Source organism: Lysinibacillus capsici (assembly GCF_020217405.1).
Classification (GTDB): domain Bacteria; phylum Bacillota; class Bacilli; order Bacillales_A; family Planococcaceae; genus Lysinibacillus; species Lysinibacillus capsici.
This window is the reverse complement of the sequence record NZ_CP084108.1, coordinates 3,488,768-3,510,083: the sequence shown is the minus strand read 5'-3', so window position 1 is coordinate 3,510,083 and position 21,316 is coordinate 3,488,768. Positions and strand designations below refer to the sequence as shown.

The 21,316-nt window shown below is 37.8% G+C and carries 18 protein-coding genes and 1 riboswitch; of the genes, 15 read left to right on the top strand and 3 right to left on the bottom strand.

The features are described from left to right. Nucleotides 1-46: 46 nt before the first annotated feature. Nucleotides 47-144: riboswitch (TPP riboswitch) on the bottom strand. A gap of 190 nt (nucleotides 145-334) precedes the next feature. The 5 genes from mbcS to LCP48_RS17255 all read left to right on the top strand — a co-directional run bounded on the left by mbcS (nucleotide 335) and on the right by LCP48_RS17255 (nucleotide 5,404). Continuing rightward, nucleotides 335-1,918, top strand: a complete 1,584-nt coding sequence (mbcS, locus tag LCP48_RS17275; protein WP_004226180.1) for an acyl-CoA synthetase MbcS — start codon at nucleotides 335-337, stop codon at nucleotides 1,916-1,918. 185 nt (nucleotides 1,919-2,103) lie between these two features. Then, nucleotides 2,104-3,117 carry a signal peptide peptidase SppA gene (gene sppA, locus LCP48_RS17270; RefSeq protein WP_004226182.1) on the top strand — a complete coding sequence of 338 codons (1,014 nt, stop codon included), beginning with the start codon at nucleotides 2,104-2,106 and terminating at the stop codon, nucleotides 3,115-3,117. Between the two features lie 13 nt (nucleotides 3,118-3,130). After that, entirely contained in the window at nucleotides 3,131-3,757 is a 627-nt protein-coding gene (locus tag LCP48_RS17265; protein ID WP_004226185.1) for an RDD family protein, read from the top strand. A gap of 124 nt (nucleotides 3,758-3,881) precedes the next feature. Continuing rightward, nucleotides 3,882-4,385: a thiol peroxidase gene (tpx, locus tag LCP48_RS17260; RefSeq protein ID WP_004226187.1), complete on the top strand. Its 504-nt coding sequence runs from the start codon at nucleotides 3,882-3,884 to the stop codon at nucleotides 4,383-4,385. Nucleotides 4,386-4,474: 89 nt separating this feature from the next. Then, a complete protein-coding gene (locus tag LCP48_RS17255; protein ID WP_004226189.1) occupies nucleotides 4,475-5,404 on the top strand; it encodes a class I SAM-dependent methyltransferase in 930 nt (309 codons plus the stop codon). Nucleotides 5,405-5,465: 61 nt separating this feature from the next. Here LCP48_RS17255 and LCP48_RS17250 read toward each other — a convergent pair whose 3' ends face one another. After that, nucleotides 5,466-5,915: a universal stress protein gene (locus LCP48_RS17250; RefSeq protein WP_004226191.1), complete on the bottom strand. Its 450-nt coding sequence runs from the start codon at nucleotides 5,913-5,915 to the stop codon at nucleotides 5,466-5,468. 421 nt (nucleotides 5,916-6,336) lie between these two features. Here LCP48_RS17250 and ald point away from each other — a divergent pair, with 421 nt between their 5' ends. After that, the gene (gene ald, locus LCP48_RS17245) at nucleotides 6,337-7,452 is read left to right on the top strand and encodes an alanine dehydrogenase (protein WP_004226195.1); all 1,116 of its coding nucleotides are present in this window, start codon (nucleotides 6,337-6,339) and stop codon (nucleotides 7,450-7,452) included. Nucleotides 7,453-7,503: 51 nt separating this feature from the next. On the opposite strand, the gene LCP48_RS17240 is transcribed toward ald, so the two are convergent. Next, complete coding sequence (locus LCP48_RS17240) at nucleotides 7,504-8,592, bottom strand: M24 family metallopeptidase (RefSeq protein WP_004226198.1); 1,089 nt, start codon at nucleotides 8,590-8,592, stop codon at nucleotides 7,504-7,506. 232 nt (nucleotides 8,593-8,824) lie between these two features. On the opposite strand from LCP48_RS17240, the gene LCP48_RS17235 reads away from it, so the two are divergent. Both LCP48_RS17235 and LCP48_RS17230 read left to right on the top strand, forming a co-directional pair. Beyond that, the gene (locus tag LCP48_RS17235) at nucleotides 8,825-9,508 is read left to right on the top strand and encodes a metal-dependent hydrolase (protein ID WP_004226201.1); all 684 of its coding nucleotides are present in this window, start codon (nucleotides 8,825-8,827) and stop codon (nucleotides 9,506-9,508) included. 152 nt (nucleotides 9,509-9,660) lie between these two features. Continuing rightward, complete coding sequence (locus LCP48_RS17230) at nucleotides 9,661-10,968, top strand: DRTGG domain-containing protein (protein ID WP_009371401.1); 1,308 nt, start codon at nucleotides 9,661-9,663, stop codon at nucleotides 10,966-10,968. 55 nt (nucleotides 10,969-11,023) lie between these two features. On the opposite strand, the gene LCP48_RS17225 is transcribed toward LCP48_RS17230, so the two are convergent. Then, entirely contained in the window at nucleotides 11,024-11,329 is a 306-nt protein-coding gene (locus LCP48_RS17225) for a YtpI family protein (protein WP_004226211.1), read from the bottom strand. 90 nt (nucleotides 11,330-11,419) lie between these two features. On the opposite strand from LCP48_RS17225, the gene LCP48_RS17220 reads away from it, so the two are divergent. The 7 genes from LCP48_RS17220 to pyk all read left to right on the top strand — a co-directional run bounded on the left by LCP48_RS17220 (nucleotide 11,420) and on the right by pyk (nucleotide 21,143). Beyond that, the gene (locus tag LCP48_RS17220) at nucleotides 11,420-12,364 is read left to right on the top strand and encodes a DHH family phosphoesterase (RefSeq protein WP_004226214.1); all 945 of its coding nucleotides are present in this window, start codon (nucleotides 11,420-11,422) and stop codon (nucleotides 12,362-12,364) included. A 22-nt stretch (nucleotides 12,365-12,386) separates the two neighbouring features. Further along, nucleotides 12,387-15,470, top strand: a complete 3,084-nt coding sequence (gene dnaE, locus LCP48_RS17215; protein ID WP_225340395.1) for a DNA polymerase III subunit alpha — start codon at nucleotides 12,387-12,389, stop codon at nucleotides 15,468-15,470. 132 nt (nucleotides 15,471-15,602) lie between these two features. Continuing rightward, on the top strand, nucleotides 15,603-16,244 hold the full coding sequence (locus tag LCP48_RS17210; RefSeq protein WP_004226221.1) for a FadR/GntR family transcriptional regulator: 642 nt from the start codon (nucleotides 15,603-15,605) through the stop codon (nucleotides 16,242-16,244). 24 nt (nucleotides 16,245-16,268) lie between these two features. Then, nucleotides 16,269-17,126: an acetyl-CoA carboxylase, carboxyltransferase subunit beta gene (gene accD, locus LCP48_RS17205; protein WP_225340394.1), complete on the top strand. Its 858-nt coding sequence runs from the start codon at nucleotides 16,269-16,271 to the stop codon at nucleotides 17,124-17,126. Further along, complete coding sequence (locus tag LCP48_RS17200) at nucleotides 17,119-18,075, top strand: acetyl-CoA carboxylase carboxyltransferase subunit alpha (protein WP_004226227.1); 957 nt, start codon at nucleotides 17,119-17,121, stop codon at nucleotides 18,073-18,075. Before accD ends, LCP48_RS17200 begins: the two co-directional genes overlap by 8 nt. A gap of 321 nt (nucleotides 18,076-18,396) precedes the next feature. Continuing rightward, nucleotides 18,397-19,356, top strand: coding sequence for a 6-phosphofructokinase (pfkA, locus tag LCP48_RS17195; RefSeq protein WP_004226228.1), 960 nt, complete (start codon nucleotides 18,397-18,399; stop codon nucleotides 19,354-19,356). Nucleotides 19,357-19,382: 26 nt separating this feature from the next. Further along, the gene (gene pyk / locus LCP48_RS17190) at nucleotides 19,383-21,143 is read left to right on the top strand and encodes a pyruvate kinase (RefSeq protein ID WP_004226229.1); all 1,761 of its coding nucleotides are present in this window, start codon (nucleotides 19,383-19,385) and stop codon (nucleotides 21,141-21,143) included. The last annotated feature ends 173 nt before the right edge of the window (nucleotides 21,144-21,316 follow it).

Sequence of the window (21,316 nt, the reverse complement as noted above, 5' to 3'; positions counted from 1 at the left end):
AAGGCTCTTTTTGTGTAAAAATGCACGAAAAGAGCCTTTCATCTGAAAAACGATGTTTATTGCTCCCTACGTCAGTATTAACTAACAGGTTCAAAGGGTCAGGTTTTACCTTCTCAACTCTTATGAGTCCCCCTGCAATCTTGCTTTTAGTTGACCAAAATGTACCATACTTTTCATTTGTATTCAATAGCAAGTTTTCCTATAGATAAAATGTGACCGATGCCATATAGGAGAGTATGATAGTTGTCATGACTTTACCGAAATTAAGCACAAACCATTGAAAATGCTGAAAAAAGAGTTTTATAATGTGTCATAACAAAAGGGGGCAATTGCCATGAAAAGACAAGATTTAGTTGCACCAGAATGGTATAACATAGTAGAGGAAATTGAAAAATATGCTCAGGATGCAACCAAAAATGCTTTAATCATTTATGAAGAAAACCAAGACATCCAATGTATTACATATGCACATTTATTGGAAAAAGCGAATCAAGCAGCACATGTATTCACCAAGCAAGGTTTAAAGAAAGGTGATGTCATTTTAGTGATGGTACCACGTTCGGTTGAAGCATATATTGTGTATATTGCTGCTTTGAAAGCGGGTTTAACTATTATTCCAAGTTCTGAGATGTTAAGAACAAAGGATATTGAGTATCGAATTCATCATGCAAATGCTAAAGCAGTTATTGCATTTGAACCCTATATTGAACAGTTCGATAAAGTGGGAAATTTACAAGACATACTGCAATTTGTCATAGGGAATGCACATGAACCTTGGCAGAACATACTTGAAAAAATGAATAATCAACCTACAACCTACATAAATCCTATCCCAACAAAAAGCACAGACAATGCATTTTTAGCCTATACAAGCGGAACAACAGGAAATCCAAAAGCAGCAGTGCATACGCATAGTTGGGGCTATGCTCATTTACGAACAACAGCACCACATTGGTTGGGTGTACAAGAAAATGATATTGTTTGGGCGACTGCAGCACCAGGGTGGCAAAAATGGATTTGGAGTCCATTTCTAGCTACTTTAGGCAGTGGTGCTACTGCATTTGTCTACAAAGGTAAATTTGAAGCAGCTTCTTATTTAGCATTGCTTGAGAGATTCAAAATCAATGTACTATGCTGTACACCAACTGAATATCGTTTTATGGCAGCGCTTGAAAATTTACATGAATATGATTTAAGTGCAATTCGCCAAGCTGTATCAGCTGGTGAGCCATTAAATAGTGAGGTTATTAGAGTATTCTTGGAAACATTCAAATTACAAGTGCGAGATGGCTATGGACAAACGGAAAATACATTATTGGTAGGCACAATGGTAGGGATGGAAGCGAGAGTTGGTTCTATGGGAAAACCTACTCCTGGCAACACTGTTGAAATTATTAATGATTTGGGCAAACCTGTTACAATCGGAGAAGTTGGTGATATTGCTGTTCATCGCGAAACGCCAGCACTCTTTAAAAAATATTTAAATGATCCTGAACGTACAAATTTACAATTTCGTGGGGATTGGTATATTACAGGAGATCGTGCTTATAAAGATGAAGATGGCTACTTTTGGTTTGACGGACGAGGAGACGATGTTATTATTTCCTCAGGCTATACAATTGGCCCTTTTGAAGTAGAGGATGCTTTAATGAAACATCCAACTGTAAAAGAGGCTGCTGTTATAGCGAGCCCTGATAAAGTAAGAGGAAATATTGTCAAAGCATTTATTGTTCTGCGCAATGGTGAAAAAGGTGATGGAGCGCTTATTCAAACACTCCAAAGTCATGTTAAATCATTGACTGCTCCTTATAAATATCCACGTGCTATTGAATTTGTAGAGGAACTACCAAAAACATCTTCTGGGAAAATTAGACGTGTCGAATTACGGCAACAAGAAATCAAACACCTCCAATTATAATATTTCCTAGGAAATAATGTCGAAAATCAAAGTTCATCAAAGGTATGGACTTTGATTTTTTTATTTTTTTTAGGTAAGGTAATATGAGGAAATACATAGCTTAAAGCTTTTTGTGTTTAATTATTGCAAAAAAATGAAACAAATTGGCAAGTCATACGTATTACGTGTTGAGGAGGCGGAAAGACATGAATGTAAAAAGGTGGGTTGCTTTAGTAGTGGCAGGTATTCTCTTATTATTTTCGTTAGGAATTAATACCATTTTTGCGCTATTTAAAGCGGATTTCCTAGGTAATTTTGATAGCTTAATGGCAGGTAATAGCTTAGATGTATATGAAAATGTCATTGAAGGTGAAAATTTTGATAAGCGAATTGCTTATTTAAAGGTAGATGGAACGATTCAAGATATCGGCTCAAGTACATTGTGGCAACCAGTTGCCTATGATCATCAATTTTTCTTAGAACAATTAGATAATATTTTATATGATGAGTCCATACAGGGTGTTGTTTTAAGCGTTAATTCACCAGGTGGTGGTGTAAAGGAATCTGCAGATATCTATAAAAAGCTACTAAAAATTAAAGAAGAACGACAAATTCCAATTTATGTATCAATGGATTCTATGGCAGCTTCAGGTGGTTATTATATTTCGGCACCAGCAGATAAAATATTTGCCCATCGTGATACAATCACAGGTTCTATTGGTGTTATCATGCAATCTATTAACTATCAAGAGCTTGCTGAAAAAGTAGGGGTCAAATTTGAGACGTTTAAATCTGGAGAGCATAAAGATATGCTAAGTCCAATGCGTGAAGTGACAGCTGAGGAACGTGCAATGATGCAAGATATGATTAATGAAACGTACGAAGAATTTGTAGATATTGTAGAGCAAGGACGTAATATGTCTGAAGCAGAAGTGAAAAAGGTTGCAGATGGTCGTATTCTTGGTGGTACAAAAGCGCTTGAAGCAGGGTTAATTGATGAAATTGGTGATGAAGAAGCGGCCATTGCAGCTCTTCGTGAAGATTATGGACTTGAAGATGCGGCTTTATTTGAGTATTCATACGATATGGGTGGCTGGCAATCATACGTAGGTATGAAAATTGGCTCCATGTTCGGTCCCTCTGCCGAAGAAAAAATGCTAATGAAAATCATGACGGACTATAGCGCTCCGAAAATGATGTATCTATATGGGGAATACTAAGGGGGGGAGCACAATGACAAACGATGAAATTGTTATGCAAGGTTCACCCTCATTGGAAAATGGCTTCTATATAAACACTTCAGGAAAATCAGCACATGAAAAAAACTATGCATTAAAAACTGCTGGTTTTTGGGTACGATTTTGGGCATTTTTATTAGACGGATTCATCATTTCTGCTGTAGGTGGAATACTCGTCAATCCTATCTTCTATTTAATGGATTGGTCTTTATCTGATTCGGTTTGGTATGCGCCAATTTCTATTATTACAGCAATTTTCTACTATAGCTATTTTGTGCTGATGACCAAGTTCTTTGGGCAAACACTAGGGAAAATGGTGTTCGGATTACGTGTAATTTCATTAAAGCACGATCAGCTAACTTGGTCAGATGTGTTATTCCGTGATTGGATTGGTCGTATCATCAATAATATTTTTATGCCACTGTATATTTTGGTAGTGATTTTGCCAGAAAATCAAGGCTTACATGATTATTTTGCCGATACAACAGTGGTACACGAAAAAATCTTTATTGAAAAGGCTTCAACACCGACTACTTTACCAAAACAAGAAGAACATGTAGAAATTACTGTACAAGAAGAAAAAATAGACTTAGCCAAGCTAGAGGAAAAAAATGAACAATAAACATAAGACTGTCTCAAATTAGGAGACAGTCTTATCTATTTCTAAGTATGTAAGCTATCATAGTTGCAATTAATTCCCTTGATTTAGTAATATTATGTACATATGATGATTAGGAGGCGTTTATATGGCACAAGTAACATTTAAAAATGGTCCAGTGACACTAGTAGGAAATGAAGTAAAGGTGGGCGATCAAGCTCCAGATTTTACGGTATTAGCGAATGACCTATCACCTGTAACATTAAATGATTCAGAAGGAAAAATTCGTTTATTTAGTGTTGTACCATCATTAGATACTGGTGTATGTGATGCGCAAACACGTCGATTCAATGAGGAAGCAGCTAACTTAGGTGATAATGTAGTCATTTATACAGTATCTGTGGATCTTCCATTCGCTCAAAAGCGTTGGTGTGGTGCAGCAGGTATTGATGCAGTCCAAACTGTATCAGATCACCGCGACCTTTCATTTGGTGAGGCATATGGCGTATACATTCAAGAATTACGTCTTCTGACACGTGCAGTATTCGTTGTGGATGCAAACAATAAAGTAACATATGTTGAATATGTACCTGAAGCTACAGATCATCCAAATTATGAAGCGGCCATTGCAGCTGTCAAAGCACTAGCATAATAAGCTGCTTTTAGGCTAAGATAATACTAGACAAAGGGGCTGTGACAAGTGTTTGTCACGGCTCTTTTCTGCGTGAAAGGAAGTTAGATATGGAAAATATCGAAAAGTTATTTGGTTTGCTAAATGAGCATGCCGAAAAAATCGAAAAAGAACACAGTATAACATTACTAGAAGGATTATTAGATGGGTTAGAGGCATGGCTTGATGGCGAAGTTGATTTTTCTCAAAAAGATGCAACAAAAGAGGATATTCGTAAAGCTATTCAAATTGCTATTTTAAAAGGGATGCGCAAAGGCTCACAGCCGAATCATCAAATGACTCCTGATACGTTAGGGCTATTAGTGGGCTACTTTGTGGAGCAGATTTTTGCAGAGCGTCTTGAAAATGAAAAGATCTCGATCATGGATCTAGCAGTAGGCACGGGCAATTTATTACTGACGGTTATGAATTTATTAGATGGAAAAGTGGAAGCAACAGGTGTAGAGGTGGATGAGCTACTTATTCGCCTTGCTGCGGCAACTGCTGACTTAATAGAACAACCTATTTCTTTATACCGTCAAGATGCCTTAGAAGATTTATTGGTCAATCCAGTTGATGCTGTTGTTTGTGATTTACCTGTAGGTTATTATCCAAATGAAGAAGTGGCTCTCGATTATGAATTATGTCCAGCGGAGGGGATGAGTTATGCCCATCATTTATTCATCGAGCAATCAATGAATTATACAAAGGATGGCGGCTATTTATTTTTCCTTGCACCCGCTCATCTTTTTGAGTCAGAGCAGTCTAAGCAATTACACAAATACATTCAAAAGCATGCGTGGATTCAAGCGATTATTCAATTACCTGACTCTATGTTTGCGAATAAATCATTAGAGAAGAGCATTGTGATTTTACAAAAACAATCGAAGGAATTGAAAGCTCCTAAAGAAGTCCTATTAGCTAAGGTACCGAATATGCAGAATAAGCAGGCACTTGCGCTATTCTTTGAAAAAGTGAAGATGTGGAAAGAGGGCAAGTAATTGCTCTTAAGTGCAAGTAAAAAGGTATCCTATACAAGGATACCTTTTTATGTATTACAAATTAGTTTTCTGGCGTACGGATAACTAGTACGTCACATTTAGCTGAACGTACGATAGCCTCAGATACAGAACCGATTAGGAAGCGTTCTACTGCATTTAGACCAGTTGCACCACAAATGATTAAATCTGCGTCTACGATGTTAGAAAGCTCTTTTGTTATGATATTTTTTGGAGAGCCATACTCGATGATAAGATTAACATTCGTTAAACCTTCATCTTCAGCTTGCTTTTTGTAACCATTTAATAGTTCTTCAGAAAATGCTTGAGCACGCTCTGCAATGGAACGGTCATAAGCTTCGATAGCAGCAAATGAACGAGTATCGATTACATTTACTAGATTTAATACTGCACCTTCGTTTCGTTTTGCAACATCAATTGATTTACGAAACGCGTATTCAGCTTCTTTTGAACCGTCTACTGCAACAACAATGCTTTTATAATGATTAGCCATTTGAAAAACCTCCCTGATTTGTATATGTTGATTATACCAAATGATTTTCTAAAGGAAATACTTTCCGCAAGAAAAATTATGAAAATGTGAAGGCATTTCATGTAGAAATGTTAATTAATTATAAATATCTAATTCCCACTATTTGCAGTGTGTAAACGTTTTTTGATTGGTTTCAACTACACATGAATCAACGCCAATAACTTCTACTAAGACTCCTTTTTAGTTTTTAAATATAATAATTTATAATGTTATACAACGTTTGAATATTTGTTATTTTGGAAATCTTATAAATTTTATCTGTATTTGCATTAGTTAAAGCTTTTTTTGCAATTGTTTGGTAATATGGAAGTGCAAGGGGTGCATCAAGTTTAGTTACATAAATGATGCTTATTTCTTATGTTATGGAAGGGGATAGGAAACAATGAAGATTGGTATTCCAAAGGAAATTAAAAACAATGAAAACCGTGTAGCAATGACACCAGCAGGAGTTGTCACTTTAACACATGCAGGGCATGAAGTGTACATTGAAACAGGAGCGGGGCTAGGTTCAAGCTTTACGGATGCTGATTACATTGCAGCAGGTGCTCATATTGTTCAAACAGCTAAAGAAGCTTGGTCCCAAGAAATGATTATGAAGGTAAAAGAACCCGTAGCTTCTGAGTATGATTACTTCTACGAGGGTCAAATTTTATTCACTTATTTACACTTAGCGCCAGAGGTTGAATTAACTCAGGCACTTTTAAATAAAAAAGTTGTAGGAATTGCCTACGAAACAGTACAATTAGCAAATGGTTCATTACCATTGTTAACACCAATGAGTGAAGTCGCTGGTAAAATGGCTACACAAATTGGTGCACAGTTCTTAGAGAGAAACCATGCTGGTAAAGGCATTTTACTAGGTGGTGTATCGGGTGTACAACGTGGAAAAGTGACAGTAATTGGCGGTGGTATTGCAGGTACAAATGCTGCAAAAATTGCTGTTGGCATGGGTGCTGATGTGACAGTTATCGATTTAAGCCCAGAACGTTTACGTCAATTAGAAGATATGTTTGGACGCGATGTTCAAACATTAATGTCTAATCCATATAATATTGCAGAATCAGTGAAAGATTCAGATTTAGTTATTGGTGCTGTATTAATTCCAGGCGCAAAAGCACCGAAACTTGTATCGGAAGAAATGATTCAATCAATGCAAGCCGGCTCTGTTGTAGTTGATATTGCAATTGACCAAGGTGGTATTTTTGCAACATCTGATCGTGTGACAACACATGATGATCCAACATATGTGAAGCATGGCGTTGTACACTATGCAGTTGCAAATATGCCTGGTGCGGTACCACGTACTTCTACAATTGCTTTAACAAATAATACAATTCCATATGCACTTCAAATTGCCAACAAAGGCTACAAACAAGCTTGCCTTGATAATGCAGCACTGAAAAAAGGTGTGAATACATTAGATGGACAACTAGTTTATAAAGCAGTGGCAGATTCACAAGGACTACCATTTGTCAATGTGGATGAGTTAATTCAATAAACTTAGTTAGAAAGAGAAAAAGGAAGCACATTAGTTGCTTCCTTTTTTGCATTATAGAATGATTAAATCTTTCGGGAATTTTGTTAATACTTCTACGCCATCTTTTGTAACGACAACATCATCCTCAATACGTACGCCTGTTACATCTGATTTATAAATGCCAGGCTCAATCGTAAAGACCATACCTTCTTCCATCGTCATCTCATTTGCACCTGTAACAGATGGGAATTCATGTACAGAAATACCAAGACCATGTCCAAGGCGGTGCGTGAAATATTCACCATAGCCAGCCTCTGTAATTGTATCACGCGCAATTTTGTCTAAGTCCATCGCACGAACACCTGGTTTTACTGCTGCGACAGCATTTGTGTTGGCAGCTAAAACAGTTTGATAAATTTCTTTTTGTGCTTCGCTAGGTTCACCAAAAGCTACAGTACGTGTAATATCTGAGCAATAGCCATCGTAAATAACGCCAAGGTCAAATAGTACCATATCCCCCTTTTCGATTTTACGTGCACCTGGTTTCCCATGAGGAGAGGCCGTTTTTGGACCACTCAATACCATTGTTTCAAAAGACATTTTACATCCTTTATCTTGAATGGCACTTTCGATTGCTGTTAGGATTTCCATTTCTGTTTTACCTTCAGCAATTTCCTTGCAACCGATTTCAATTGCATAATCGGCCAATTCAGCAGCTTTACGTAATTTTTCTAATTCACTTTCATCTTTGATTACGCGCATCGCATTAATCTTTTCGTCAAGACGCACAAAGCTAGCTTGAGGGAAAGATTGCTGTAAAGCTTCCAAGCGCTCAACGATGAGTTGTGCTTTTTCAATAGCAAATGTAGCTGGGGTGATTTGGCGTGCTACGATCGCTTGAGCAAGAACTTCCATTGAATTTTCTGTATCTTGATGACCAATTACCTCATAAGACCAACCAGCAGCCTTTGCATCTGGAATCTCCATTTGTGGACAAATTAGAAAAGGCTCCGCATCTTTAAAAATCATGACTCCTAGTAACCTTTCATGTGGATTACTTTTAAAGCCTGAAACGTAAAAAACATTGTCAGGTGTTGTTACAAACGCTGCATCGATATGATTTTGCTGCAAGTAACGTTGGATTTCTTCAACCTTCGACATCAATATGTCCTCCTTTTATTGCATGGAAAATTTTACGTAAGAAAGCTTCGACTGCCGAAAAAAGTAGCGAGGATTCTTATCGAGTACTGAATAATTATGCTCTAACAGGGTATAAGGCTGTTAGAGAAAACTACCATTATTCTCTGTACAAGCATATCAAAAAAAGGGAAAAAGCGCATGGGTAGCGAATTAAAATATTGAACTGTATTTGTTAACCGAGGAGGATGTTAAGATGAAAATAAGTTATCATGGGCATTCAGTTGTCAAAATTCAATCAAATGGAAAAACGATATTAATTGACCCTTTTATTAATGGCAATGGGCAAACAGACTTAAAAGTGGCTGATGAAGCGCCAGATATTATTTTACTTACACATGGCCATAATGATCATGTTGGAGATACAGTAGAATTAGCGAAGAAAAAAGATGCGCTAGTGATTGCGCCAAATGAGCTGGCTAATTGGATTTCTTGGCAAGGTGTAAAAACACATCCAATGCATATAGGTGGTGCGAAGGAATTTGACTTCGGTAAAGTAAAGTTTACACAAGCCTTTCATGGATCTTCTTATGTAACAGAAAATAACGAAATTATTTATATGGGCATGCCTGCCGGAATTTTATTATTTATTGAAGGATTAACGATTTATCATGCGGGCGATACAGCTCTTTTTGGTGATATGAAACTAATTGGTGAACGACATCCAATTGATATTGCATTCTTACCGATTGGTGATAATTTTACAATGGGGCCAGAGGATGCAGCCTGTGCAGTTTCGTTTTTAAAACCGAAAATTGTCGTACCGATTCATTACAATACTTTCCCACCAATCGAGCAAGATCCGCAATTTTTTGCAGATTTAGTACAAAATACAGAAGTTCAAATTTTGAAAGCTGGCGAAAAAGTAAACTGTTTCTAATCGTTGGTAATGCTGTACTATATGAATTGACACCACGCTGGTAGTTGAAATGATGGGGAAAGTTAAACAATTTCATCACTTTATATTAAATATTTTCTTAAAAAATATGGTACACTAAGAGCAGAATTGAAGCTTAGGAAATAGGTGATATTTTGTCTACAAAACATGAGAAAATTTTACAATACATCGAATCACTACCCGTGGGCGATAAAATTTCAGTACGGCAAATAGCAAAGGAAATGCAAGTGAGTGAAGGAACGGCTTACCGTGCAATAAAGGAAGCTGAAAATCGTCGCTTAGTAAGTTCTATTGAACGTGTTGGAACAATTCGTATTGAGAAAAAAAAGAAAGAAAATATTGAGCGCTTAACTTTTGCAGAAATTGTTAATATTGTAGATGGCCAAGTTTTAGGTGGTAAATCAGGTCTACATAAAACACTAACAAAATTTGTTATTGGTGCCATGCAATTAGAGGACATGATGCGTTACACGGATGCAGGTAGCTTATTAATTGTTGGTAACCGAATTAAAGCACATGAAAATGCCCTTCGAGCGGGTGCAGCTGTTTTAATCACCGGCGGTTTTGATACTACGGAAGATAATAAGTTGCTTGCAGATTCATTGGATTTACCAATTATTTCAACAAGCTACGATACGTTTACAGTAGCAACAATGATTAATCGGGCAATCTATGACCAATTGATTAAAAAAGATATTCTTTTTATCGAAGACATTTATGTACCAATGACTGACACTGCAGCATTAAAAAATGATGAAACAATTCATCATTTCCAGAAGCTGAATGAACGAACTACCCATGGTGCATTTCCTGTAGTTACCCACCAAAATAAACTGGTCGGTATGATTACTGTAAAAGACGTCATTGGTCGTGAAGAAAACGAGCTTATTGAAAAAGTAATGACGAAAAACCCGATTGCGGGATCCATGAAAATGAGTGTCGCTTCTGCAGGGCATCGAATGATTTGGGAGGGAATTGATCTCTTACCAATTGTAGATGACGACAATATTCTACAGGGTGTTATTAGCCGTCAAGATGTACTGAAGGCGTTGCAATTAGCACAAAGACAGCCACAGCATGGTGAAACGATTGATGATTTAGTGAAAAATGAAATGAAGGTATTAGGTGATGAAGATCTCATAGTTGAATTTAAAGTTACACCACAAATGACCAATCAATATGGAGCAATTTCATACGGTGCTTTTACAACTTTACTGGCTGAGGTCGGTTCATTCGCATTAAAACGACGTAAACGTGGAGATGCAGTGGCAGAGAATATGACTATTTACTTTATTAAACCAGTCCAAATGGAAAGTACGCTAACTGTTAAGCCTCGGATTTTAGATATGAGTCGTAAGTTTGTGAAAATGGATTTTGAAGTGTATAATCAACAAATGCTTGTTGGTAAGGCAATGATGATGTTCCAACTATTAGAACGTTAAGTATTGAAAAGGGATGGCCTAGCGCAATTGCTTGGTCATCCCTTTGTTACATATATTATTGATTAATGCGGAATTCTTCCTCAACAAATTGTCCATAATGACGTGCTTTTTTTATATTTTCTATAATAACTAAGATGCCGAGCGCGGCAAGAATTGCTACAATAATAAATGTAAATAAGCTCGGGAATAAATAAGCTTGATTTAAAGCAAATGACAAAATTAAGGAACCTAAGCCGATGTTCGCTTTGCTTTTATACCAGTTTTTAGAAATAGGTAATGGAGAACGGAATTGTTTTGTTTTAAAATAAAAATAAAAAACAAAAGATATGATAATCGCAAACACAAATATTAAATTGAGCATAGTAAACCTCCTAGCATAACTAGACATTATTGTAACGATAATTATGCGAAAATGCTAACGGTTCTTACTATCATTTTGGGGGAAATTATTGTGAAAAGACAAATCATCGACACAATTGAGGCCAATGAAACCATTATTATCCATCGTCATGTACGTCCTGATCCTGATGCTTATGGCTCGCAGCAAGGCTTAAAAGAGATTATTTTAGCCAATTATCCTGAGAAAAAGGTTTTTGCTGTAGGGGAACATGATGCTTCTTTATCTTTTATGGCACAGCCTGATGAAATAGCGGATGAAGTGTATGAGAATGCTTTAGTAATTGTCACTGACACTGCTAATACAGAACGTGTTGACGACCAACGCTACACAAAAGGAAAAATGGTGATAAAAATTGATCATCATCCAAATGATGATGCTTATGGTGATCTTTTATGGGTGGACACGACAGCAAGCTCTTGTAGTGAAATGATCTATGAATTATATGAAGAAGGCAAGGAAGTAGCAAACTGGAAACTTTCAGATGCTGCTGCACGCTTATTATTTGCAGGAATAGTGGGCGATACAGGCAGATTCCAATTCCCAAGTACAACAGCTAAAACATTTAAAGTTGCTGCGGATCTGATTACATATGATTTTGATCGAAATCAACTATTTGATGGCATGTACGAAATGGAGCAAAAATTACTTAATTTACAGGGATATATTTATCAAAACTTTACAATGGATGAGCATGGAGCTGCCTATGTGAAGCTAACAAAAGAATTACTGGCAGAGCATGACACTGTGCCATCTGAGGCTTCTTTATTAGTAGGCTGCCTTGGCAGTGTTAAAAATATATGTTCATGGGTTGTTTTCATTGAAGAAGGGGATCAGATCCGTGTACGATTACGTTCGAAGGGTCCCGTTATCAATACATTAGCGAAAGAATTTAACGGTGGCGGACATCCGCTTGCATCTGGTGCTACTGCCTATTCATGGGAAGAAGCAGACCTCGTTATTGCAAGATTAAAAGAGATTTGTAAAGCGTATCATTAACAAAGAAAAGGAAGGGATTCATTTGACACATGTATATACAAAGATGCATACGAGCGCGGATTTATTAAAAAGCACAATTCGGCTTGAGCAATTGATTCCTTTTTTACAAGAACAAAAGACACAAGCCTGTGCAATCGTTAATACGAAATTGTACGGGCTTTTGCCTTTCTGTAAAGCATTGCAGCAAGCAAATATCCATGCGGTTATAGGGCTTTCGGTTAACGTTCAGTGGCATGATAAAAAGCTTCCCCTCGTCCTGTATGCGCGGACACAGGAGGGCTATCAACATTTATTGAAGATTAGTAGTGCGATTTCAATTAGACAAGATGATGTGCTGCCGTGGAAATGGCTTGAGGGATATTCAGCAGGCTGTATAGCTCTACTTTCTTCAGACGATTTAACAGATGTAGATGACTGGCAGGCAATGGTTTCTGCATTGTTCCAACTGTTTAACCATCATTTCTATATGGGGATTGCTAGACCTGGAGGGATAAAGGCTGAACAAGAAGATGATTTCGTTTCTTGGTGTGAAGGACATGCTATTGCTCTTGTAGCCTCTCAAAGCTGTTATTTCTTGCGTCCAGAAGATCATTTTGCTTATGAAGTAGCAAGAGCAATTGATACAGGAGAAAAGCTTGGTAATACTATGCAAACAGCTGATGTACAGGGCTATTTTGCCCCAACAGTATTCGAATGGCAAAATTGGTTTGCGGATCGTCCAGATTGGCTTGATACCAGTACGAAAATGCTTGCTTGCTGTAAAGCTGATTTACCAAAAATGCCTGTGCAAATGCCTAAATTTCCTGTACCTGAAGGTGAAACAGCTGAAAGCTTGCTTGTTAAAGAAGCATTTACTGGATTAGAAGAGCGATTCAAGCAACTGGCAATACCCGTTGCTTACCATGAACGATTACAGTATGAACTTGAAATTATTTGCTCTATGGGTTTTGCTGACTATTTTTTGATTGTGGCGGATTTTATGCGATATGCAAAAGAAAATCGAATTTTGACGGGACCTGGACGTGGTTCCTCAGCAGGTTCGCTTGTGGCATATAGTCTTTCGATTACACAAGTAGATCCACTTGCCTATGGTTTATTATTCGAACGCTTTTTAAATCCTGAAAGAATTACCTTACCTGATATTGATATCGATTTTGTTGATAGTAAAAGGCATCAAGTCATTCAGTATGTTGCTCAAAAGTATGGCAAAGCAAATGTCGCACAAATTATTACATTTGGTACATTGTCTGCAAAAGCAGTTGCCAGGGATGTTGCACGGGTATTTGGCTTTGATGCGGAAATGCTAGAAAAAATTTCGAAGATGATTCCAAATAAGCCAGGAATTACATTACAAAGAGCTGTAGCTGAGTCACAGGACTTTCAAGGCTGGCTAGCGGAGAATGATAAGCATTTGCGTTGGTACGAGGTGGCATTAAAATTGGAGGGACTACCAAGAAACTCGTCTATACATGCAGCTGGTATTGTCATCGCTCCATCGCCTTTAGTGAATACTGTACCGATTGAAGAAGGGCATGATGGTATTTATAGTACGCAATGGCCAATGGGAGATATTGAAGCATGTGGTCTCGTCAAAATGGATTTTTTAGGCTTGCGCAATCTCACTATTTTAGAGCAAATACGTTGGTCAATTTATAAAGCTGGTGGTCCTTGGATAGAATTCGAGCGAATCCCAATGCATGATGACAAGACGTTTCAACTATTACAAAGAGGGGATACGCTGGGGATCTTTCAATTAGAATCAGACGGTATGAAGCAAGCCTTGCGTGATATCGGTCCTACAAGTTTTTTAGATATTGTGGCTGTAAATGCACTTTATCGCCCAGGTCCAATGGATTTTATTCCTATCTATGCAAAACGGAAAGCTGGTAGAGAAATGGTAACGATGCCACATCCAGTGCTAGAGCCTATTCTACAAGAGACCTTTGGTGTGATCGTCTATCAAGAGCAAATTATTAAAATTGCATCCGTACTGGCCGGCTTTACAATGGGGCAGGCAGATTTGCTTCGCCGCGCAGTGAGTAAAAAAAATCGACAAGTTTTAGAGGAACAACGCACAGCATTTGTTCAGGGGGCGCTACGCCAAGGCTTTGAACAGCATTTAGCTGAAGAAGTATACGAACTGATTGTACGCTTTGCGGATTATGGTTTCCCGAAAAGTCATGCTGTGGCCTATAGTGTTATTTCCTATCAAATGGCTTATTTAAAAGCGCACTTCCCTCAAAGCTTTTATGCAGCGTTATTATCAAATGCCACTGGAAATGTAGAAAAGATTCAACAATTTGTCCATGAGGCGAAAGATAAGGGCATCCCATTTTATCCACCTTCATTAAAAAATAGTACGAAATATTTTACGGTGGAAAATGAAGGCATTCGCTACAGCTTATCAGGAATTAAGGGTGTGCCTCATACATTTATAGAAAAAATACATGGACTCCGTCAAACAAATCCAGAGGTATTAAATAACCTATTTGATCTAGCTGTTGCCTTAAGTGCGCAGCATTTTAAGCCAAAAGTGTTGGAATCATTGATATATGCCGGGGCGCTTGATTATTTAGAAAGAGATAGAGCAGTCCTCATCATGACAGTAGAGGCTGCTTTGAAACAGGCGGAACTTTTAAGGCCTACTGAAGATATTGATTTGGCATCAGCAATGGCATTTAGTTTTGGTAAACCAAAATATATGCAGGCAGGAGCAATGTCCCAGAAGGAAAAATTGATGCATGAAAAAGAGAGCTTGGGCTTTTATATTTCTACACATCCTGTTGCACAGGAAAGACTCTTATGGACGGATATCAATAGTACCTGTCGAGAGTTAAGGCAGAAGCGTGATGGTACCTCCATAAAAATGATTGGTCTGATTGAAGAAGTGAAGAAGATCCGTACAAAAAAAGGTGAGCAAATGGCTTTTGTTCAGCTACAGGATGAGTTTGGAACAGTTTCCATTACATTTTTCCCACAAACCTTCCAATTGGTCCAAGACCTGCTGGTAGAGGAGGAAATGTTGTGGATTGAAGGTGTTTTAGAAAGACGTTTTGGCAAGCCGCAAATCAAAGTAAAACATGCGCAAACGACGAAAAAGATATAAAATGAAACAAGAAATTAGAAACTGCATTAAATTTTATGCAGTTTTTTCTTTACTTTTGCACAGTTATTTTGTAAGCTAGAGTCAACGTTAAAAAGTGGTCAGACCACTTTTTTGATAAGGGGAGTTAGTCGTATGGATAAAAAAACCGAACAAAAAAAAGTGTTTTTAGAAATCGTCCAACAACTACGCCAACTCATTAAAATGGAAAAAATTCAAGCAGGTGAGAAGCTACCTTCTGAACGAGTTCTATCAGAGCGTCTAGGTGTCGGGCGATCCTCTGTGAGAGAGGCTTTGCGAAGCTTAGAGTTGCTAGGGCTTATTGAAACAAGACATGGTGGTGGTACTTTTCTTGCGTCCACACATAAGCATCAGCTCGTAGAAATACTGTCGATGTTTATATTAGAAGATGAAAAATCAAAAAAAGATGTCGAATTAACGCGACAAATTCATGAAATGGAAGCAATCCGCGTAATAAGTTGTACAGAGATTCTTCGCACACTACCTGTGTGGGATAGTTTTTTTGTGAAACTAGAAATAGAAGGTACAATTAATTGTCGAGATATTTTAAGAGAACTATTAATTACGACAGGTAATCGTCTTTCATTAAAAATCTGGTTTCAATTAGCAGCTTATGATGGCGACCGTTTAAATCGAAACTCAACAGAAAATGAAAAATTAATCATTCAAACGATGTTGAAATCGATGCAGCTGGGTTACGAAAAAGAAGCATTAAAAGCTTATGAGCAGTGGATGAGTACTGTACAGAGCATTTAGACAACAACAAAGGGGGAGTCGAACATGACAATACGTAGCTTATTTAGTGGTAATCGAAAAAAGAAAGAGGACGGGCAAGAAAAGGCATTTCCAGAAGGGTTAATGACAAAATGTCCTGAATGTCGTCACATTCAATTAACAAAAGAATTAGAAAAAAATCATAAAGTATGTACAAAATGTAGTCATCATTTCAAAATGACAGCACAAGAGCGTGTGGAATATTTCTTAGATGAAGGTTCATTCGAATCCATGGATGATCATTTACAAACAAGTAATCCCCTTAATTTCCCAGCATATGTTGAAAAAATATCAGCAGACCAAGAGAAAACAGGCTTGAATGAGGCTGTCCTAACAGGCGTTGGTACAATAGATGGTGAGGAAATTGTCGTAGCGATTATGGATTCGCACTTCCGTATGGGGTCTATGGGCTCTGTAGTCGGTGAAAAAATTACGAGAGCAGTAGAGAAGGCAACAGAACTAGGTGTACCATTTATTATCTTTACCGCTAGTGGTGGTGCTCGTATGCAAGAGGGCGTATTATCGTTAATGCAAATGGCGAAAACTAGTGTCGCATTAAAACGCCACAGTGATCAAGGCTTATTGTTCATATCTATCTTAACGCATCCAACAACAGGTGGAGTTTCGGCAAGCTTTGCTTCTGTTGGTGATATAAATATTGCAGAGCCACAGGCATTGATTGGCTTTGCAGGGCGACGTGTAATTGAAGAAACTGTACGAGAAAAACTGCCTAGTGATTTCCAAACAGCAGAATTTTTATTAGAGCATGGTCAGCTTGATGCCATTTTCCATCGCAAAGATTTACGTAAACAAGTTTCTTTACTTGTAAAAATGCATACGAAAGGCGGCATACAACATGTCTAAAAATTTAGCATTTGAAGAACCAGTCGTACAATTACGTGAGAAAATTGATGAATTAAAAACAATCGCTGCTGAAGCAGAAGTTGATATGTCGGGTGAAATCGAAAAGCTTGAAACACGTTTATCACAATTAGAGCAATCGATTTATGCCAATATGAAGCCGTGGGATCGTGTGCAAGTGGCAAGACATCCAGAAAGACCTACAACGCTTCAATATATTGAAGCAATGTGTGAAGATTTTATTGAATTACATGGTGATCGTACATTTGGTGATGATGCAGCTATTCTTGGTGGGATTGCCATTTTCGAAGGGCAACCAGTCACAATTATTGGACATCAACGTGGTAAGTCTACTAAGGAAAATATACGTCGGAATTTTGGTATGCCTCATCCAGAGGGTTATCGAAAAGCACTACGTTTGATGAAGCAAGCTGAAAAATTCAAAAGACCGATTATTTGTTTTATTGATACAAAAGGCGCTTACCCGGGGAAAGCTGCTGAAGAACGTGGTCAAAGTGAAGCAATTGCTAGGAATCTTGTAGAAATGGCTGGCTTAACTGTGCCTGTAATTAGTATCGTTATTGGTGAAGGAGGAAGTGGTGGTGCACTAGCGTTAGGTGTAGCAAACCGTGTCTTTATGCTCGAGAACTCGACTTACTCTGTTATTTCGCCAGAAGGAGCGGCATCTATTTTATGGCGTGATGGTAGTCTGGCTAAGCAGGCAGCAGAAGCAATGCGTATCACAGCACCCGATTTGAAAGAACTTGGTGTAATTGATGGCATTATCCCTGAAATTATTGGTGGAGCACATCGCAATGTAGCAAAACAGGCCCTTTCTATTAAAGAATGCATTAGTGACACACTTCATGCATTAAATTCTTTAAATGGAGAACAATTAGTAGAAGATCGCTATGAAAAATTTAAAAAAATTGGACAGTATACAGAAGTGTAAATCTGTTTGTAAAAAGATGAATGTTGTATAGCTTAACAGGGTATAAAATTTAAAAGCTATAAATTTGCTCGTTTAGAGACACAATTTGTAGCTTAACATATTAAAAAGCTATAAAAATTAAAGAAGATAATAGCGCATAATAAACGCCAGACTTCTTGAAAAAATGTTAGATTTAGGATGTTTTTAGGTGGAAAGAGTGTGTGAAAGCGCATTCTTTTCATTTTTTATGTAAAAGTTATGTTTTTGTATCCCCAGAACCCTTACATAGTTTGTTTTTTCATGTTAATGTGAATAATAATAGTAACTGCAGGAGGTTCGACAATGAAAAAAATTGCTGTATTAACTAGTGGTGGAGATGCGCCTGGAATGAACGCTGCTATTCGAGCGGTCGTTCGTAAGGCAGCATTCCATGGAATTGATGTTGTCGGAATTAAGCATGGTTATGAAGGCTTAGTAAAAGGATTTATGGAAGAACTTGATTTAGGTGCAGTTGGTGGTATTATCCAACGCGGTGGAACGCATTTGAATTCGGCAAGATGCCCAGAATTTAAAGAGGATGCTGTTCAGCAACGAGGTATTGAGAATTTACAATCTGCTGGTATTGAAGGACTTGTTGTCATTGGTGGTGATGGGTCTTATCGAGGTGCCATGGATTTGGTGAAAAAAGGCTTCCCTGTTGTAGGGGTACCTGGGACAATTGACAATGATATTCCAGGAACTGAATATACGATCGGCTTTGATACAGCCCTAAATACAGTTGTAGAATCCATTGATAAAATCCGAGATACTGCTACATCCCATGAAAATTCTTTCATTGTAGAGGTCATGGGACGTGATGCAGGAGATATTGCTTTATGGGCAGGTCTTGCTGCTGGTGCTGAAACAGTTTTAATTCCAGAAGAAGATTATAATTTAGACGATATTGTCGCACGCTTAGATCGTGGTGCTGCACGTGGTAAAAAGCATAGTATTATTATTGTTGCAGAGGGTGTTATGTCAGGAAGTGAGCTGGCAAAACTGTTAAAAGAAAAAACAGGAAAAGAAACGCGTGTTTCAGTATTAGGTCATATCCAACGTGGTGGCTCACCTACAGCAAGAGATCGTGTATTAGCGAGTCAGTTTGGCGCACATGCAGTTGAATTACTTATGGAAGGCAAGGCTGGTCGAGCAGTAGGTATTCGCAATCATCAAGTCATTGATTATGACATGCCAGAGGCTTTTGAAAAGAATCATGAGGCCGATGTAAGCCTATATACACTAATGAAAGAACTATCAATATAATTTGTTATAAAACGGAGTGGGCAAAAATGAGAAAAACAAAAATCGTATGTACAATTGGACCTGCAAGTGAGTCACCAGAAATTTTAGAAAAATTAATCGAAGCAGGTATGAATGTAGCCCGCTTGAATTTTTCACACGGATCACATGAGGAACATGCAGGGCGTATTCATTTAATTCGTGAAGTGGCACAAAAATTAAATAAACCAGTAGGAGTTTTACTTGATACAAAGGGACCAGAAATTCGAACACACAACATGAAAAATGGCGAGCTTCATTTGTCGGCAGGTCAAGTTATTGATATTTCAATGACAGAAGTAGAAGGTACTGAGACGAGCTTTTCTGTCACATATGAGCGCTTAATTGAAGACGTTGAGCAAAATTCAATTATTTTACTTGATGATGGTCTAATTCAACTACGTGTATTAGCAACGGATATGGAAAAAGGATTAATTCATACAATTGTTGAAAATGCTGGCGTTCTAAAAAATAAAAAGGGTGTTAACGTACCAGGTGTTTCTGTACAATTACCAGGTATCACAGAAAAAGACGCACAAGATATTTTATTTGGTATCGAACAAGGTGTTGATTTTATTGCTGCTTCATTCGTTCGTCGTGCAAAAGATGTTCTTGAAATTCGAGAATTGCTGGAACAAAATGGTGGTAGTCATATTCAAATCATCCCAAAAATTGAAAACCAAGAAGGTGTCGATAACATCGATGAAATCATCCTAGTATCTGACGGTTTAATGGTTGCTCGTGGAGATCTTGGTGTTGAAATTCCAGCAGAAGAAGTGCCACTTGTACAAAAGAAATTAATTCTAAAATGTAACCAAGTTGGTAAACCGGTCATTACGGCAACTCAAATGTTAGATTCCATGCAGCGTAACCCACGACCAACACGTGCAGAAGCAAGTGATGTAGCCAACGCAATTATTGATGGAACAGATGCTATCATGTTATCTGGTGAAACTGCCGCAGGTCTTTATCCAGTTGAATCGGTACAAACGATGAATAAAATTGCACAACGCACTGAAAATTCATTAGATTATCGATCAATTGTTTCTACACGTAGTCGTGAGAAAGAAGCAAATATGACGGAGGCAATTTCACAAGCTGTAGCTTATACTTCTATCAATTTAGGGGTGAAAGCCGTATTAGCACCAACTGAAAGTGGTAATACAGCGAGAATGATTGCAAAATATCGACCAGGAGTGCCAATTGTTGCCGTAACAGGCTCTACAAATACAGCTCATACATTAACACTAGTATGGGGCGTATACCCAATTGTGTGTCAACGCGTGACAACAACAGATGAAATTTTAGAACTAGCTGTGGATGAAAGCTTGAAGCATGGTTTTGTTACACATGGAGACGCTGTTGTTATTACAGCAGGTGTACCTGTAGGTGAAGCGGGTACAACAAACTTAATGAAAGTTCACATTATTGGAGATTTACTTGCACGCGGACAAGGGATCGGAAAAGCATCAGTTGTTGGTAAAACAGTGGTTGCTAAAAATGCTGCTGAGGCACTTGCCTACGATACAGACGGATGCATCCTTGTTACAGTCGGTTCAGATCGTGATATGATGCCTGCTTTAGAAAATTGTATTGGCCTAATTACTGAAGAAGGTGGGCTTACTAGCCATGCAGCAGTTGTAGGGTTAAGCCTAGGTATTCCAGTAATCGTTGGTGTAAAAGAAGCAACTACATTAATTCGTCATGGTCAAGAAATTACAATGGACGCTGAAACAGGTGTAATTTACAAAGGACATGCAAGCGTTCTTTAATAATTAACAAAAAGCTCTAGTGCGGTTTGTTGTACTAGAGCTTTTTCATAAAGGTTGTACACACTCTTTATGGAAACTATTCATTTCTTCCTTTAACAGAAGTTTCTTTCTCTTAGAATAGGTATATTCATTTTTTTATGAAACTAAACGGGCTATAATAACGTATAAAAGGT